The 16,374-nt window shown below is 66.8% G+C and carries 8 protein-coding genes; 5 read left to right on the forward strand and 3 right to left on the reverse strand.

The features are described 5' to 3' along the window. The first annotated feature begins 34 nt into the window (after positions 1-34). From ACX17K_RS07415 to mobA, 3 genes are all read left to right on the forward strand, one after another. Positions 35-1,141: an efflux RND transporter periplasmic adaptor subunit gene (locus ACX17K_RS07415; RefSeq protein WP_493774315.1), complete on the forward strand. Its 1,107-nt coding sequence runs from the start codon at positions 35-37 to the stop codon at positions 1,139-1,141. A 9-nt stretch (positions 1,142-1,150) separates the two neighbouring features. Further along, positions 1,151-4,207, forward strand: coding sequence for an efflux RND transporter permease subunit (locus ACX17K_RS07420; protein ID WP_493774316.1), 3,057 nt, complete (start codon positions 1,151-1,153; stop codon positions 4,205-4,207). 72 nt (positions 4,208-4,279) lie between these two features. Then, positions 4,280-4,876: a molybdenum cofactor guanylyltransferase MobA gene (gene mobA / locus ACX17K_RS07425; protein ID WP_493774317.1), complete on the forward strand. Its 597-nt coding sequence runs from the start codon at positions 4,280-4,282 to the stop codon at positions 4,874-4,876. Here mobA and fdhD read toward each other — a convergent pair. Then, positions 4,873-5,685 (reverse strand): formate dehydrogenase accessory sulfurtransferase FdhD, encoded by an 813-nt coding sequence (gene fdhD / locus ACX17K_RS07430; RefSeq protein ID WP_493774318.1) that lies wholly within the window; start codon positions 5,683-5,685, stop codon positions 4,873-4,875. The two genes, mobA and fdhD, sit on opposite strands and share 4 nt — an antisense overlap. Before the next feature lie 112 nt (positions 5,686-5,797). On the opposite strand from fdhD, the gene ACX17K_RS07435 reads away from it, so the two are divergent. After that, the gene (locus tag ACX17K_RS07435) at positions 5,798-6,079 is read left to right on the forward strand and encodes a hypothetical protein (protein ID WP_493774319.1); all 282 of its coding nucleotides are present in this window, start codon (positions 5,798-5,800) and stop codon (positions 6,077-6,079) included. A 149-nt stretch (positions 6,080-6,228) separates the two neighbouring features. Beyond that, a complete protein-coding gene (locus ACX17K_RS07440) occupies positions 6,229-8,532 on the forward strand; it encodes an FdhF/YdeP family oxidoreductase (RefSeq protein WP_493774320.1) in 2,304 nt (767 codons plus the stop codon). Positions 8,533-8,560: 28 nt separating this feature from the next. On the opposite strand, the gene ACX17K_RS07445 is transcribed toward ACX17K_RS07440, so the two are convergent. Then, a complete protein-coding gene (locus ACX17K_RS07445) occupies positions 8,561-13,780 on the reverse strand; it encodes a PAS domain S-box protein (RefSeq protein WP_493774321.1) in 5,220 nt (1,739 codons plus the stop codon). Positions 13,781-13,882: 102 nt separating this feature from the next. Beyond that, the gene (locus tag ACX17K_RS07450; protein WP_493774322.1) at positions 13,883-16,333 is read right to left on the reverse strand and encodes a GGDEF/EAL-containing response regulator; all 2,451 of its coding nucleotides are present in this window, start codon (positions 16,331-16,333) and stop codon (positions 13,883-13,885) included. Between the last annotated feature and the right edge of the window lie 41 nt (positions 16,334-16,374).

The following is a 16,374-nucleotide window of genomic DNA, read 5'->3' on the forward strand; positions in this document are numbered from 1 at the left end:
ACGAATCGCCATTAAATCAAAGAGAAGACGAATCATGACCAAGCGAATGTTGATCATGCTGGGCTGCGTGCTGGCGCTGGTGGTGGCGCTGGGCGTGGGCTTTTTCCTCCACATCCAGAAGCTGATCGCCAGCTCGCCCAAGCCGGGACCGCAGACGGTGTCCACCGCGGTGGCCAAGATGCAGGAATGGCAGCCGCAGCTGGGCTCGGTGGGCACGTTGTCCGCCGTGCACGGCGTGGATGTCAGCAGCGAAGTGGCCGGCCAGGTGCGCAGCCTGCACTTCAAGTCCGGCGAAGACGTGAAAGCCGGCGAGGTGCTGGTGCAGCTGAACGCCGACGCCGACGTCGCCCAGCTGCGCGCGCTGCAGGCCGCGGCCGAGCTGGCGGCCACCACGCTGAAGCGCGACCGTGCGCAGCTGGCGGTGCAGGGCGTCAGCCAGGCCCAGGTGGACGCCGACGAGGCCGACCTGAAGAGCAAGAAGGCCCAGGTGGCGCAGCAGGAGGCGCTGGTGGCCAAGAAGACGATACGCGCGCCGTTCGCCGGCCGCGTCGGCATCACCCCGGTCAATCCCGGCCAGTACCTGAATCCGGGCGACAAGATCGTCACGCTGCAGACCATCGATCCGGTCTACATTGACTTCTACCTGCCGCAACGCCAGATCGCCCAGATCCGCCCGGGCCAGCCGGTCAAGGTGAAAAGCGACGCCTTCGGCGCCCAGCAGTTCCACGGCCGGATCAACGCGATCAGCCCCAAGATCGACCCGGCTACCCGCAACGTCCAGATCCAGGCCACCATCGCCAATCCGAAACGCCAGCTGCTGCCCGGCATGTTCGGCAACGCCACCGTGGATGTGGGCAGCAAGCAGAACCGCCTGACGCTGCCGCAGACCGCGATCACCTACAACCCGTACGGCTCGACCGTATTCATCGTCCAGAAGGGCAAGAACGGCCCCGAGGCGCAGCAGGTCTTCGTCACCACCGGCGACACCCGCGGCGATCAGGTGGCGATCACCGGCGGCCTGAAAGAAGGCCAGGAAGTGGTGACCAGCGGCCAGCTGAAGCTGAAGACCGGCACGCCGATCACGGTCAACAACTCGGTGCGCCCGTCGGACAATCCGAACCCGACGCCGCAAGAACACTAAGGCCGCGCCATGAACTTTACCGACATCTTCATCAAGCGGCCGGTGCTGGCCACGACCATCAGCCTGCTGATCGTCGTGCTGGGCCTGCGCTCGCTGTTCGGCCTGCCGATCAACCAGTACCCGCAGACGCAGAACGCGGTGGTGACGATTTCCACCACCTACTACGGCGCAGACGCCAAGACCGTGGCCGGCTTCATCACCCAGCCGCTGGAGTCGGCGATCGCCCAGGCCCAGGGCATCGACTACCTGTCGTCCTCCAGCAGCAACGGCGTGTCCACCATCACCGCCACTTTGCGGCTCAACTACGACGCCAACCGCGCGCTGACCGAGATCAACACCCAGGTCAACTCGGTGAAGAACCAGTTGCCGGCCCAGGCGCAGCAGCCGGTGCTGACGGTGCAGACCGGCCAGACCACCGACGCGATGTACATGGGCTTCTACAGCGACACGCTGCCGACCAACAACGTCACCGATTACCTGGTGCGCGTGGTCAAGCCCAAGCTGGACTCGGTGCCCGGGGTGCAAACCGCCGAAATCCTGGGCGCGCGCCAGTTCGCGCTGCGCGCCTGGCTGGATTCGGCCAAGATGGCGGCCTACGGCGTCACCGCGGCCGACGTCAGCGTCGCGCTGGCCAGCAACAACGCGCTGAGCGCGCCGGGCTCCAGCAAGGGCCAGATGGTCACCATCCCGCTGACCGCCGACACCGACCTGCACACGGTCGCCGAATTCAAGCAACTGGCGATCAAGCGCAACGGCGACGCCATCGTGCGCCTGGAAGATGTGGCCACGGTGACGCTGGGCTCGGAAAACTACGACTTCAACGTCGCCTTCAGCGGCGTGCGCTCGGTGTTCATCGGCATCAAGGTGGCGCCGGAGGCCAACATCCTCGACGTGGCGGCGCGGGTGCGCAAGGCCTTCCCTGCCGTCCAGCAGCAATTGCCCACCGGCCTGACCGGCCAGATCGTCTACGACTCCACCGACTTCATCAACACCTCCATCCATGAGGTGGTGAAGACGCTGCTGGAAGCGCTGGTGATCGTGACCGTGGTGATCTTCCTGTTCCTGGGCAGCTTCCGCGCGGTGGTGGTGCCGGTGATCGCGATGCCGCTGTCGCTGATCGGCACCTTCTTCATCATGCTGATGCTGGGCTACTCGATCAACCTGCTGACCCTGCTGGCGCTCGTGCTGGCCATCGGCCTGGTGGTGGACGACGCCATCATCGTGGTGGAGAACGTGGACCGCCACATGCGCGAGGGCAAGACGCCGTTCGAGGCTTCCATCATCGCCGCCCGCGAGCTGGGCGGCCCCATCCTGGCGATGACGGTGGTGCTGGTGGCGGTGTACGTGCCGATCGGCTTCCAGGGCGGCCTGACCGGCGCGCTGTTCACCGAGTTCGCCTTCACGCTGGCGGCGGCGGTGACGGTGTCCGGCGTGGTGGCGCTGACGCTGTCGCCGATGATGTGCTCGCGCTTTTTCAACGCTGACATGGACAACAGCCCCTTCGTCCACGCCATCGACCGCACCTTCGAGCGCGTGCGCCACGGCTATCGCCGCATCCTGCATAGCCTGCTGGAAACCTGGCCGGTGCTGATCGTGATGGGGGCCATCCTGATCGCGCTGCTGGCGGTGATGTTCAAGATGTCCAAGTCGGAGCTGGCGCCGGAAGAGGACCAGGGCATCGTGCTGTCCCAGGTGGTGGGCGCGCCGACGGCCACCTCGGACCAGATGCAGACCTACGCCAACCAGGTGTTCCAGGTGGCCAAGGGCATGCCGGAATACCAGCAGATGTTCCAGATCACCGGCGTGCCCACCGTCAACGCCGGCATAGGCGGCGTGCTGTTCAAGCCGTGGGATCAGCGCTCGCGCAGCGCGCACGAGATCCAGATGGACCTGCAATCGCGCTGGAACAAGATCGCCGGCGCGCGCGTGGCGGCGTTCCAGTTCCCGCCGCTGCCGGGCGCCTCCGGCCTGCCGGTGCAGTTCGTGATCAACACCACTGAACCGTTCGAGAACCTGAACCAAGTGGCGCAGCAAGTGATGGACAAGGCGCGCGCGTCCGGCAAATTCTACTTCCTGGACGCCGACCTGAAGATCGACAAGCCGCAGGCCACGGTGGTGATGGACCGCGACAAGATCACCGCGCTGGGCCTGAGCCAGCAGGATGTCGGCAACGCGTTGAGCGCGGCGCTGGGCGGAGGCTACGTCAACTACTTCTCGATCGAGGGCCGTTCCTACAAGGTGATCCCGCAGGTGCAGCAGGTCGACCGGCTCAATCCTTCGCAGCTGCTGGACTACTACATCAAGACGCCCAACAACGGCGTGATTCCGGTCGGCACCGTGGCCACGCTGAAGTACGACGTGGTGCCTCAGTCCATCACCCGCTTCCAGCAGCTCAACTCTGTGACCATTTCCGGCGTGCCGGGCGTGTCCCAGGGCGAAGTGCTGCAATACCTGCGCGACACGGTGCAGCAAGTGGCGCCGACCGGCTATTCGGTCGACTACTCCGGCCAGTCGCGCCAGTTCATGCAGGAATCGGGCGGTTTCCTGGTGACCATGCTGTTCGCGGTGATCATCGTGTTCCTGGCGCTGTCGGCGCTGTTCGAAAGCTTCCGCGATCCGGTGGTGATCCTGGTGTCGGTGCCGCTGGCGCTGTTCGGGGCGATGATCTTCATCTTCCTGGGCTTCTCCTCGCTCAACATCTACACCGAGGTGGGCCTGGTGACGCTGATGGGCCTGATCAGCAAACACGGCATCCTGATCGTCGAAGTAGCCAACGAGCTGCGCAAGACCGGCCTGTCCAAGCGCGAGGCGATCGAGGAGGCGGCGTCCATCCGGCTGCGCCCCATCCTGATGACCACCGCGGCGATGGTGTTCGGCGTGATCCCGCTGGTGATCGCCTCCGGCGCCGGCGCGGCCGGCCGCTACGCGATGGGCCTGGTGATCTTCACCGGCCTGTCCATCGGCACGCTGTTCACGCTGTTCGTGGTGCCGGCGATGTATATGTTCATCGCCTCGCGCCGCGAAGAGAAGGCTCAGCCGGCGCTGGAAGAAGCCGCCCAGCACTGACCCTCGCTCCTGCGCTATGATCCGACAGGCGGCTCCGGCCGCCTGTTTTCATTCCAGCCACGGGAAAATCGCATGCCAAGCAATCGCTCCGCCGAATTCGTCACCGCCCTCTTGCTCGCCGGCGGCGAGGGCCGGCGCATGGGCGGCGTAGACAAGGGATGGGTGGCGCTCGACGGCGTGCCGCTGGCCGAGCGGGCGGCGGCGCGGCTGCGGCCGCAGGCCGACGCTTTGATTATCAGCGCCAACCGCAATCTTGAGCGCTACGCCGCGCTGGGACAGGTGGCGGCGGACGCGCCGGAATTCGCCGGCGGCGGGCCGCTGGCGGGGCTGGAGGCCGGCCTTTCAGCCATCCAGACCGAATGGCTGGTCACCGCGCCCTGCGACCTGCCCTTCCTGCCCGACGATCTGGCCGAGCGGCTGCTGGCGCCGCTGCTGCGCGGCGAGGCCCTGCTCAGCGTGGCTCGCTGCGATGGACATCCGCACCCGGTGTGCATGGCGGTTTCCGCCAAGCTGCTGCCCTCGCTGCGCGACTATCTGCGCGGCGGCGGACGCAAGGTCAGGGAATGGCAGGCCCAGGCCGGCGCGGCGATGGTGGATTTCGACGACGTGCCGCAAGCCTTCCGCAATCTCAATACCCCGGACGACCTGGCCGCCGCCTCGCGGCGCTAGCCGGTGTACTCGACGAAGCCGTTCTGCCGGCAGAAGCTGGCGAGCGCCACGCCGGCTCGGCGCGCGATGTCCACCGCCAGCGAAGTGGGGGCGGAAATGGTAGCCAAAAGCGGAATGTCCGCCCGGGCGCATTTGCGAGCCAACTCGTAGCTGGCGCGGCTGGACATGAAGACGAAGCCGTCGCTGGGATCCACACCCTCTAACGCCTGCCAACCTATCAGCTTGTCCAGCGCATTGTGCCGCCCCACATCCTCGAACACCGCCCTCACTCCCCCATCGCGGCTGCACCAAGCCGCCGCGTGCGCGCAGCCCGTCGCCTTCATCAGCCGCTGATGAGCGGGCAATTCGGCCGCCGCGCGCGCGATCGCCGCCGCCTCCGCGACCACGGGGCGGGCCGGCTTCGCCATCGCCTCGGGCGCCAGATCCAGCAAGGCCAGGCTCTCGATGCCGCACACGCCGCAACCGGTGCGGCCCTCCAGCGAACGGCGCCGGTCCTTCAACGCCAGGAAAGCCGGCTGGGCGATCTCCAGCCTGACCTCGGCGCCGCCGGCGACGAAATCGGCTTCGACGTCGAAAATCTCCGCCCGCCGCGCGACGATGCCCTCGCTCAGCGCGAAGCCCACCGCCAACCGCTCCAGATCCAGTGGCGTGGCCATCATCACCGCGTGCGAGATGCCGTTGAACACCAGCGCCACCGGCGTCTCTTCCGCCACCCGGTCCAGGTCCGGCAGGCTTTTCCCATCGCGATGGCGCACCACCGCCAGCGATGTCATGCCCTCTTCCGTCCCGTCATTGTCTTGCTTGCCCATCCGTCCGCCTCGTCTTCGCGCCCTCGAAGAAGGTCGCCGTGAAAAACCGTCATTCATCCATCGGCCGCGCCGCCATCGGTTACACTGGCGCGCCCGACACTGCGCGACCGCCATGACCGACCTGCCGCCCATAGCCCAACTGGACCCCAATATCGCCGCCCTGCTCGCGCAGCTATGGCGGGCCGCCGCCGCTGGCGGCCATCCCTGGTCGCTGGCGCGGCTCGCCAAGCAATCCGGCCTGGGAATGAGCACGCTGCTGCGCTGCCTGCATCAATTGGCCGAACTGGAACTGGCCCGCATGGAGATCCAGGACAACGGCCGCGGCCGCGCCTGGCTCAGCGAGGAAGGCCTGGCCTGCTGCCAGGAGTGGTTCGGCGCGCCGGGACAAAGCTGACATTATCCCGCCCGCGCCGCCCCGCGCGCCAGCGCCGGGCGGATCCGCCGACAAGGAATTTCCCGCAAGCCGCCGCCATCCTTTATCCTTGCATCTCTTGACCCAAAGCAAAACCGGAACCACACCTTTCCTGCAGGAGCCGCCCCGACATGAGCCATTCCAAGACCAGCGAACGCATCCAGCCGTACGCGCAACCCGCCGGCGGGCTGGACTCCCTCAAGAGCACCACGGTTTCGCTGATCAAGGAAAAAGTGCCCGGCAGCCGCTACAAAACGCTGTTCCACCAGAACCAGCCCGACGGCTTCGATTGCCCGGGCTGCGCCTGGCCGGACAGGGAGCATACCTCCACCTTCGAGTTCTGCGAAAACGGCGTCAAGGCGGTGGCTGCCGAGGCGACCTCCAAGCGCATCGGCGCCGATTTCTTCGCGCGGCATACCGTCGCCGAGCTCTTGGAACAGAGCGATTACGAGCTGGAACAGCACGGCCGCCTGACCGAACCGCTGGCCTACGACGCCGCCAGCGACCGCTACCTGCCGATAAGCTGGGATGACGCCTACGCGCGGGTCGCTCGCCATCTGAAGGCGCTGCCGCACCCGGACCAGGCCTCGTTCTACGTCTCCGGCCGCACCAGCAACGAAACCGCCTTCCTGTTCCAGCTGTTCGTGCGCATGTACGGCACCAACAATTTCCCGGACTGCTCCAACCTCTGCCACGAATCGTCCAGCCGCGCGCTGCCGCAGACGGTGGGCGTGGGCAAGGCCACGGTGGTGCTGGACGACTTCGAGCACGCCGACACCATCATGGTCTTCGGCCAGAACCCGGCCACCAATCACCCGCGGATGCTGAACGAGCTGCGCGCCGCCGCCAAGCGCGGCGCGACCATCGTGTCGATCAACCCGCTGAAGGAAAAGGGGCTGGACCGCTTCGCCAGCCCGCAGCATCCGCTGGACCTGGTCAACGGCGGCGCCCGCATCAGCTCGCTGTTCATCCGCCCGACGCTGGGCGGCGACTTCGCGCTGATCAAGGGCGTGGCCAAGCGGGTGCTGGAACTGGACGACGCGGCCGTCGCCGCCGGCGGCGAGCGGGTGCTGGACGCGGCCTTCCTGGCCGAACATTGCGCCGGCTTCGACGCCTTCGCCGCCGACCTGCGCGCCGAAAGCTGGCCGGACCTGGCCGCCGCCGCCGGCGTGCCTTACCAGGATATCGACACGCTGGCCCAGACATACGCGAAAGGCAAGGCGGTGATCGCCACCTGGGGCATGGGCCTGACCCAGCACCGCGACTCCGTCGCGGCGATCCAGATGCTGTCCAATCTGATGATGATGCGCGGCAACATCGGCCGCCTCGGCGCCGGCTTGTGCCCGGTGCGCGGCCACTCCAACGTGCAGGGCGACCGCACCATGGGCATCGAGGACAAGCCGGCCCAAGCCTTCCTCGACCGCCTGCGCGACGTCTACGGCTTCGAGCCGCCGCGCGAGCACGGCCTGGACGCGGTCGACACCATCAAGGCGATGCTGGATGGCCGGGTCAAGGTGTTCTTCGGCCTGGGCGGCAATTTCGCCATGGCGACGCCGGACACGCCGCGCACCTTCGAGGCGCTGCGCAACTGCGAGCTGACGGTGCAGATCTCCACCAAGCTGAACCGCAGCCACCTGGTCCACGGCCGCGACGCGCTGATCCTGCCGACGCTGGGCCGCACCGAGATCGACCAGCAGCAATCCGGCCCGCAGGGGGTGACGGTGGAAGATTCGATGTGCATGGTGCATCTGTCCTACGGCATCAATCCGCCGGCCTCGACGCAGCTGCGCTCGGAAACCGACATCGTCGCCGGCATCGCCGACGCGACGCTGGGCGCCGGCAAGGTGGACTGGCTGGGCTATGTCGGCGACTATGCGCGGATCCGCGACGAGATCGCCAAGGTGTTCGACGCCTTCCACGACTTCAATGCCCGCGTCGCCAAACCCGGCGGCTTCCACCTGACCCCAGCCTCGCGCGAGCGGCGCTGGCTGACGCCCAGCGGCAAGGCGCAATTCATCGTCAACGCTCTGGAGAAGGACACGCCGATCGCCCGCGCCCGCGCGCTGCACGGCGACCAGTTGATGGTGTTGATGACCGCCCGCTCGCACGACCAGTACAACACCACCATCTACGCGCTGGACGACCGCTACCGCGGCGTCTACGGCCAGCGCCGGGTGCTGCTGATCAACCGGGAGGACATGGCCAGGCTGGGCTTCGCCGACGGCGAGCGGGTAGACATCTTCACCGTCTGGCACGACGGCATCGAACGCCGCGCCGACGGCTTCCGGCTGGTGGAATACGACATCCCGCGCGGCTGCCTGGGCGCCTACTTCCCGGAAACCAATCCGCTGATCCCGCTGGACAGCGTGGCCGACGTGTCCAACACGCCGACCTCCAAATCGGTGCCGGTGCTGCTGAGGCGCGCAGCGGCCTGAATGCGGACCGGCCGCCTGCGCGGACCGGTCAGCTCGCCTCCGCCAGCAATTCCCTAACAATGGCGATCGCCTGCTCGAACTGCAGGCGCTGCACGCAGGACGCCACTTCGCGCACCGAGTCCTCCTGGTCGCCCAGCGGCTGGTCCAGCAGCTCGTCCACCAGATCCACCGCCGCCAGATTGCTGTCCTCCAGCAAGGCCAGAATATCCCGCAGCTGCCCCAGCCAATCAGCCGCCGGCAGCGGCTTCGACGCTTTTCTGGCCTCTTCCGCCGGCAGGCTGTCGAACAGCTGCGCCACGCTGTCATCCAGCAGCCCGCGCAAGCGCTCCAGATCCTCGCCGCCTATCGCCTCTCCCGCGCGCGCGCGCTTCTCCAGCGCGGCGGCCTGCAGGCTCAACGCCTGCGCGCCGAGCGTGACCGACAAGCCTTTCAGAGTGTGCAGCCCCGAGGCCAGCTCCGGCTGCGCGCCCAGCCGTCCGTTTTCGGCGATGCCGGTCAGCAGCGCGTCGCACTCGGGACGGAAGGTGGACAACGCGGCCCGGTAGACCCGCAGCTTGTTGCCGAAACGGCGCAGCCGGGAAGGCAGCGACTCGACCAGCGCGCCCGCTTCTCCCGCCTCGGCGGCCCGCGCCGGCGCTTGTCCGCCGCCCGCCCCGGCGTCCCTGCCGCCCAGCTCCAACAGCTTCAACACCAGTTCGTCGATGTCTATCGGCTTGCCGACATGGTCGTTCATACCCGCCTGCAGGCAGGCGGCGCGATCGGTCTGGGAGGCGTTGGCGGTCATCGCCAGGATGGGCAGGCTCCGGCAGCGCGGATCGGCGCGGATTCTCCGCGTGGCTTCCAGCCCGTCGATGTCCGGCATTTGCACATCCATGATCACGATGTCGAACAGCGGATCCGCCCCCACCGCCTGGGACACTCCCGATAGCCCGCCCTCCGCCAGGCTGATCCGCGCGCCCTCCTCCTGCAGCAGCTCCGACGCCACCAGCCGGTTGAGCGCGTTGTCCTCCACCAGCAGGATGCGCATGCCGGCCAGGCGGCGGACCGACGCCGGTCGCGACTCCTCCCTTCCGGCCCCGACCTCGCCGCTCACCGAACGGACCACCGCGTCCACCAGCTGCTGGGGCGTGATCGGCTTGGTCAGGAAATCGCTGAACGGCGGGTTGGGCCTGTCCGCCGCCTCGGCCAGCACCTCGCGCCCGAAGGCCGTCACCATGATGATCACCGGCGGCTTGTCGCTCGACAGCTGCTGCCGCATCATTTCAGCAACGCCGATGCCGTCCAGGCCGGGCATCCGCCAGTCCATCAGCACCACGTCGTAGAGCCGCCCCGCCTCCTCGGCCCGATGCACTTTCTCCAGCGCATCCTCGCCGCCGTCGGCGTATTCGGCCTGCCAGCCTACTGTGGAAATGGTGTCCATCAGAATCTCGCCGGCCAGCGGATTGTCATCCACCACCAGGACGGCCAGCGGCCCCAGCTGCTCGACCGGAACCTGGGCCAGCGGTTCGTCCGCGGCCATTCCCAGGGTCAGGTCGAACCAGAAGCGGCTGCCGCAGCCGAACTGGCTCTCCACCTGCAATTGGCCGCCCATCAGCTCCACCAGCCGCCTGCTGATCACCAGGCCCAGGCCGGTGCCGCCGAAACGCCGGGTGGTGGACGCCTCGGCCTGGGTAAAGCCTTCGAAGATGCGCGCCAGTTGCTCCGGCGCGATGCCGATGCCGGTATCACTGACCTCGATGCGAAGGCTGACCTCGCCGCCGCCGCGCGACGATTCGCGCACCGAGATCACGACTTGGCCCTGGTTGGTGAACTTCAGCGCGTTGCCTGCCAGGTTGATCAGGATCTGCTGCAGCCGCAGCCGGTCGCCCAGCAACACGGAAGGCAGCGTCGGCTCCATGCGGAACAGCACCTCGACATCCTTGTCGCTGGTATTGCCCGACAGCACCACCGCCAGTTCGCGCATCAACCCTTCCAGCTCGAATGGATGCAGATCCAGCTGCAGCTTGCCGGCATCCATCTTGGAAAAATCCAGGATGTCGTTCAGCAGACCCAGCAGCGACTTGGCCGCTGCCTGGATCTTGTCCACATAGTCGAGCTGGCGCTCGTCCAGCCGGGTGTGCTGCATCAATTGCAGCAAGCCCAGCACCGCGTTCATCGGCGTGCGGATCTCATGGCTCATATTGGCGAGGAACTGGCTCTTGGCCACGCTGGCCTGCTCGGCCAGGCTCTTGGACTCCAACAGATTCTGCTCGTAAGCGCGGCTCTCGCTGATGTCGCGGTTGATGCCGGTGATCCTCACTCCGTCGCCGTGGCGCTCCAGACGGGCGCCCACTTGCACATGGCGGATCTCGCCGTCTGGATGCACCACCCGGAACACCCGATCCATCGTCTCGCCGCCCGCCAGCAGCTCGCGCAGGCCGGCCTCCATGTCGTCCACGTCCTCCGGATGCAGCCGGTCGCGCCAATGCCGGTACTCCAGCCCGCCCAACGCCAGCTCTGGGGGCTGGCTGTAGATTTCGAACATCCGCGCGTTCCAGCTCAGCTGGTTGTCGGCGGGAGACCAGCTCCAGATGCCCAACTGCGCCACCTCAGAAGCCAGCTGCATCTGGTCTCTGGCGGCGACCAGTTCCCGCTGCTGCCGCTGCTGGACGGTGATGTCTGCGGCGATGGCCAGGTAGCCGACCACCAGCTCATCGCTGTCCCGCATCGCGGTCACCATCAAGGACACCTGCAGATGGGTGCCGTCCTTGCGGACATAGGTCCACTCCCGCGTTTCCGCGCCTGCGGCCTCCGGCTCCTGCACCAGGGCGCGCAGCCCTTCCACCCGGCGCTCATAGCGCGCGCTCAGCTCCTCGCCGTGCTCGCTCAGTTCTTCCGCCAGATGGAAGCGGGTCAACATCGCCTGCCCCACCAGCTCGTCTTCCGAATAGCCGAGCATGCGCTGCGCGCCGCTGTTGAACAGCGAAACCACGCCGCGCACGTCGGCTGCGATGATGGCCACTTCCGACGCCGCGCGCAGCACATTGGTCAGCAGCCGGTGCACCCGGGCGAGTTCGGCGTCGGCCAGCCTCCGCTCTGTGATGTCGATGCGCAACGCGATGTAGCGCTCGATGCGGCCGCTATCGCCGGCATGGGGCACGATCACCGTGTCGAACCAGCGCAGCCTGCCGTCCCGGGTCCGGTTGCAGAGCTCGCCGCGCCAGACCCGGCCCGAGCCTATCGTATGCCACAGCGATTGCCAGAACAGCACCGGGTGCACGCCGGCGTTCAACTTGCGGTGGTCCTGCCCCAGCAGTTCGTCGCGGCTGTAGCCGTGGGCCAGGCAGAACAGGTCGTTGGCTTCCAGAATGCGGCCGTCGGTGTCGGTCGCCGAATACAGCAGCTGCTGGTTGATGGTGTTCAGCAGCAGGTCGCGCTCCCGCAGCGCCGAGGTCATGCGGCTGCGGCTCTCCACCTGCTCGGAAATATCCTGCACCGTGGCGTAAAAACCTTTGATCCCGCCATCCACCACATCGGGCAGGTACTGGATCAGCGAATGGCGCACCACGCCGTCCGGCCCTGGAATCCTCCGCTCGAAAACCTGCGGCTCGCCGCGCAGCGCGGCCTCCGCGTGGGGAAGGTTGGCCTGGTACAGCTCATCGCCCAGCAAGGACTTCATCGACCGCCCGGGCAGCTCGCCATGATCCACGCCGAACCAGGTCTGGTACGCTCGATTGGCCACGCGGTTGATCTGGTTGCGGTCCCAATAGCCGATGATGAACGGCACCGCGTCCAGCACCGTCTGCAAGGTGCGCCAGGCCTTGTCCAGCTCCGCCGTGCGGTCGGCTACCTGTTGTTCCAGGTTGTCGCTAAGGGTCTGCAGCTCGGTCTTGATCCGCTTCTGCTCGCTGAGGTCCCTCAGCACCTTGGATGCGCCGACGACTTGCCCGGTCTCGTTCCGCACCGGCGACACCGATACCGATACATTCAGCAAGACGCCATCCTTGCGCTGGCGCACCGTCTCGAAGTGCTCGATCCGCTCGCCGTTCGCGATCCGCATCAGGATGTCCGTCTCCTCCCCCTTCCGGCCCGCCGGAACGATCAGGTCGGCCAGCAGCCGGCCTATCGCCTCGTTGGCCCGATAACCGAACAGGCGCTCGGCGCTGTGGTTCCAGCTGGTGACCACGCCCGTCAGCGTCTTGCTGATGATGGCATCCACCGAACCCTCGACAATGGCCGCCAACCTGTTCTGCGCCGCCAGCAGCTGAAGGCGGCGCTGGCGGTTGCGCCCCACCACCAGCGCCAACAGGCTGGCCAGAATGCTCGCGCCCAGACCGTCCAGCGCGGCCTGGGTAGCGCTGGGCAGCCGCAGGCTATCGACAAAGGCTGGGCCCGCCTTCAGCGTCAGTTGCCAATCGCGGCCGAACAGTTGCTGCCGCGCCGAAGCGGTCGCCATCGTCCGGGACACGCTGGCGCCGCCATTGAAAAAGACCGCCGCCGCGCCGCCGGTCACATCCGCCAGCTCCACGGCCACGCCCGGCAGATCATCCATCACTCCCGCCATCGCATCATGGGCGCTGATGGGCGAGAACACCCAGCCAAAACCAGTCCGCAGCCGCTCCTCCTCGGTTGCGGGCGTCACGCCGCCGCTGTACACCGGCAGCAGCAGCAGAAAAGCTTGCGCCTTGCCTTCCGGACGCGGCATCAAGGCGATGGGTCCGCTCAGCCGAGCCTGTCCGCCGCGCAGCGAAGACTCCGCCGCCGCCCGCCTGCCGGGTTCGGAAGCGATGTCCAGGCCAATGGCAGGGCGGCTGTCTTGATCCGGTTCGAAATAGACGACGACCGCGCGCTCGCCGTCATGGGGCCGCAATTGATGGACGGTGAAATCCGGCACGCCATCCTGACGCTCGCGCCGCTCGAAACCGGCCACTTGCGGCTGCGGCACCCGGCGGATATAGCCGAAGCCCAGCAAGCCGGGGTATTCGATGGAAGCATCCTGGCTCCGGACATAGGTCCGGAAACGCGCGCGGCTGATGCCATTTTCGCCATTGCTGGCGATGACGCCCCGCGCGCCGCTCAAGCCGTACTGGTAAAGCCCGATGCGGGCCGCCACCTCCGCTCCCAGCTGCCGCGCCTCCCGCTGCAGCTCGGACGCCACCCGCGCGCGGTTGTCGAGCGCGACCTTCCACCCCAGCAACAAGCTCAGCACGGCGCCCAGCAACAACAACAGCAATGCGGCGGCCGGCATCGGCAACAACGGTTTTTTCATCCAGACAGACGAGTCGCAATGTCCGCTCAAGGCATGCTCCCAGGGGTATCGTCAAATCAGGCCACTCCAGCCGCGCGCGGAAAACCTCGGGAATGCCGGCCGTCAGGCGAAGCACCTGTCGATTTCGGCGACTGGCTCCGGCCTGCCGTAGAGAAAGCCCTGCATGATGTGGCAACCCAGCCGGAGGAGCTCGCTGGCCTGCTCCTCCCGCTCCACGCCCTCGGCCACCAGGCGCAGCCTCATGCCCTGCGCCATGCTGACGATGGCGGCGACGATAGCCGCGCTGTGGCGGTCATCCAGCATGTCGCGGATGAAGCTCTGATCTATCTTCAGCACATCCAGCGGGAACAGCTTCAGATAGGACAGACTGGAATAGCCGGTGCCGAAATCGTCGATGGCGATGGAAACGCCCAGGCTTTTGAGCTCGGCCAGCACGCTCATCGTCCGCTCGACGTCCTGAGCCAGCACACCTTCGGTGATTTCCAGCTCCAGCAGTTCGGCCGGCATGCCGGTTTCCTTCAGCGTCCGCCTCACCGTATCGCAGAAGTCCGATTCGGTCACCTGCACCGCCGACACGTTGACCGCTATCCGCAAGCTCCGCCCGGCATCCAGCCAGCGCTTTCCGTCCAGACAGGCCTGCCGCAGCACGAACAAGCCCAGCGGCACGATCAGGCCCGTTTCCTCCGCCAGCGGTATGAAATGGGCCGGGGACACGATCTCGTCCCTGTCGTTGCGCCAGCGCAGCAACGCCTCGAGGCCAACCACGCTGCCGTCGCGCGCGTCCACTTTGGGCTGGTAGTAGACCAGGAAGCCGCCCTGCTCGGCGCCCATCCGGATATGCCGCTCCAGCGCCTGCCGCGTCAGCAGTGCCTCTTCGATCTCGGCGGAGAAGAAGCGGTAGCGGTTGCGCCCCTCCTGCTTCGCTCGGTACATCGCGGCGTCGGCGTGGCGGTACAGTTCCTCCTGGTCCTTGCTGTCGTCCGGATACAGGCCGACGCCTATGCTGCCGGAAAGATCATAGCGGCTGCCATCCAGCAGGTAAGGCTCGGCGATGGCCTTCAGCATCTTGTCCGCCATCGCGCCCGCCTGCTCGATTCCCCCCAAGCCCGGCACCAGGACGATGAACTCGTCGCCGCCCTGGCGGCTGACGGTGTCGCAGGGGCGCAGCACGGCCTGCAGGCGGAGGGCGACCTGCTGCAGCAGCTGGTCGCCGACCGTATGCCCCATCGAGTCGTTGATCACCTTGAAATGATCGAGGTCCAGGATGTACAGCCCCAGCCGGTCTCCCGCGCGGGCCGCCTGCTGCAGCGCCTGTTGCGTGCGATCCTGCAGCAGCATCCGGTTCGGCAGATTGGTCAGCGCGTCATGGTGGGCCAGATGGGTCATCTTCACCGCCATCGCCCGGGCCTCGCTGACGTCGTGGAACACGATGATGGCGCCGGTCAGCTTGCCCGCGTGATCCAGGATGGGGGAGGCGGAATCCTCCAGCTCCAGCAGCTGGCCGTCCCGGCGCATCAGCGCGCAGTTCATCGCCATGCCTACCGAGCGCTGCTCGGACAGCACCAGCCGGATCGGATTGAACATCGCATGCCCCTGGGAGCTTTCCCTGAGCGGCATGATCTTTTCCACCGGCTCGCCCAGCGCCTCCTTGGCCTGCCAGCCCGTCATGTCCTCGGCGATGGGGTTGAGGAAAGTGATGTTGCCGCTGGCGTCGGTGGCGATGACCGCGTCGCCGATGGAATTCAGCGTGATGCGGATGCGCTCTTTTTCGTCGCGCAGCGCCAGTTCCGCGCGTTTGCGCTCGGTGACGTCGGTGATCAGCATCAGAAAGCCCGGCTGACCGTCCTCGTCCGGGCGGAACACCAGCGACACCTGGCCGAACAGCAGGCCGCCCTCGCGCCGGACGAAGCTCAGATCGAATGACGGGCAGTTGCCGCGCATCACGTCCTTCAAATGATCCTCGATGGCGGCGTAATTGGACTCGCCCAGCACCTTGCGCACGTGCATGCCGCGCATGGTGGCGGCGGCGACGCCGAACCACTGTCCAGCGATGTCGTTGCAGAACTGGCAGCACAGATCGCGGTTCCAGTGCGCGACGAAAGCCGGCAGATGCTGCAGCACGTCAGCCAGGTCCTTCTTGACCCGCGCCAGCTGCCGGGTCCGCATCTGCAGCGCCAGGTGGGTCTGGATCCGCGCCCGCGCCACCGGCACGTTCAGCGGCTTGTGCAGGAAGTCCACGCCGCCCAGGCTCAGCGCCTGCAGCTCATGCTCGCGCTGATCGTGGGACGTGACGAAGATCACCGGAATATCCCGCAGCCGGGAGGATTCCTTGATCGCCCGGCACACCTCGTAGCCATCCATGCCCGGCATCTCGATGTCGAGCAGGATCACGTCCGGCGCGCTCTTCTGGGCGATTTCCAAAGCCGCCTTGCCGCTGGTGGCAAAACGCACCTCCCCCAGGCCTTGCACCGCCTCCCTGATCACATGAATATTGCTTGCCACATCGTCGACGATCAGGATGCTCGCCTGCTCGCGTCGCAAGTCGTTGAACATCTCTTTTCCCTGTGACGGCGGCAGCTGGATGCGGACATCGG

The organism is Chromobacterium sp. INPA-IVC (assembly GCF_059047085.1).

Bases quoted from the DNA above. Each gene is read 5' to 3' on its own strand.
- ACX17K_RS07445 (WP_493774321.1), bottom strand. From the start codon at position 13,780: ATGAAAAAACCGTTGTTGCCGATGCCGGCCGCCGCATTGCTGTTGTTG.
- ACX17K_RS07440 (WP_493774320.1), top strand. From the start codon at position 6,229: ATGAGCCATTCCAAGACCAGCGAACGCATCCAGCCGTACGCGCAACCC.
- mobA (WP_493774317.1), top strand. From the start codon at position 4,280: ATGCCAAGCAATCGCTCCGCCGAATTCGTCACCGCCCTCTTGCTCGCC.
- ACX17K_RS07415 (WP_493774315.1), top strand. From the start codon at position 35: ATGACCAAGCGAATGTTGATCATGCTGGGCTGCGTGCTGGCGCTGGTG.
- fdhD (WP_493774318.1), bottom strand. From the start codon at position 5,685: ATGGGCAAGCAAGACAATGACGGGACGGAAGAGGGCATGACATCGCTG.
- ACX17K_RS07420 (WP_493774316.1), top strand. From the start codon at position 1,151: ATGAACTTTACCGACATCTTCATCAAGCGGCCGGTGCTGGCCACGACC.
- ACX17K_RS07435 (WP_493774319.1), top strand. From the start codon at position 5,798: ATGACCGACCTGCCGCCCATAGCCCAACTGGACCCCAATATCGCCGCC.
- ACX17K_RS07450 (WP_493774322.1), bottom strand. From the start codon at position 16,333: ATGTTCAACGACTTGCGACGCGAGCAGGCGAGCATCCTGATCGTCGAC.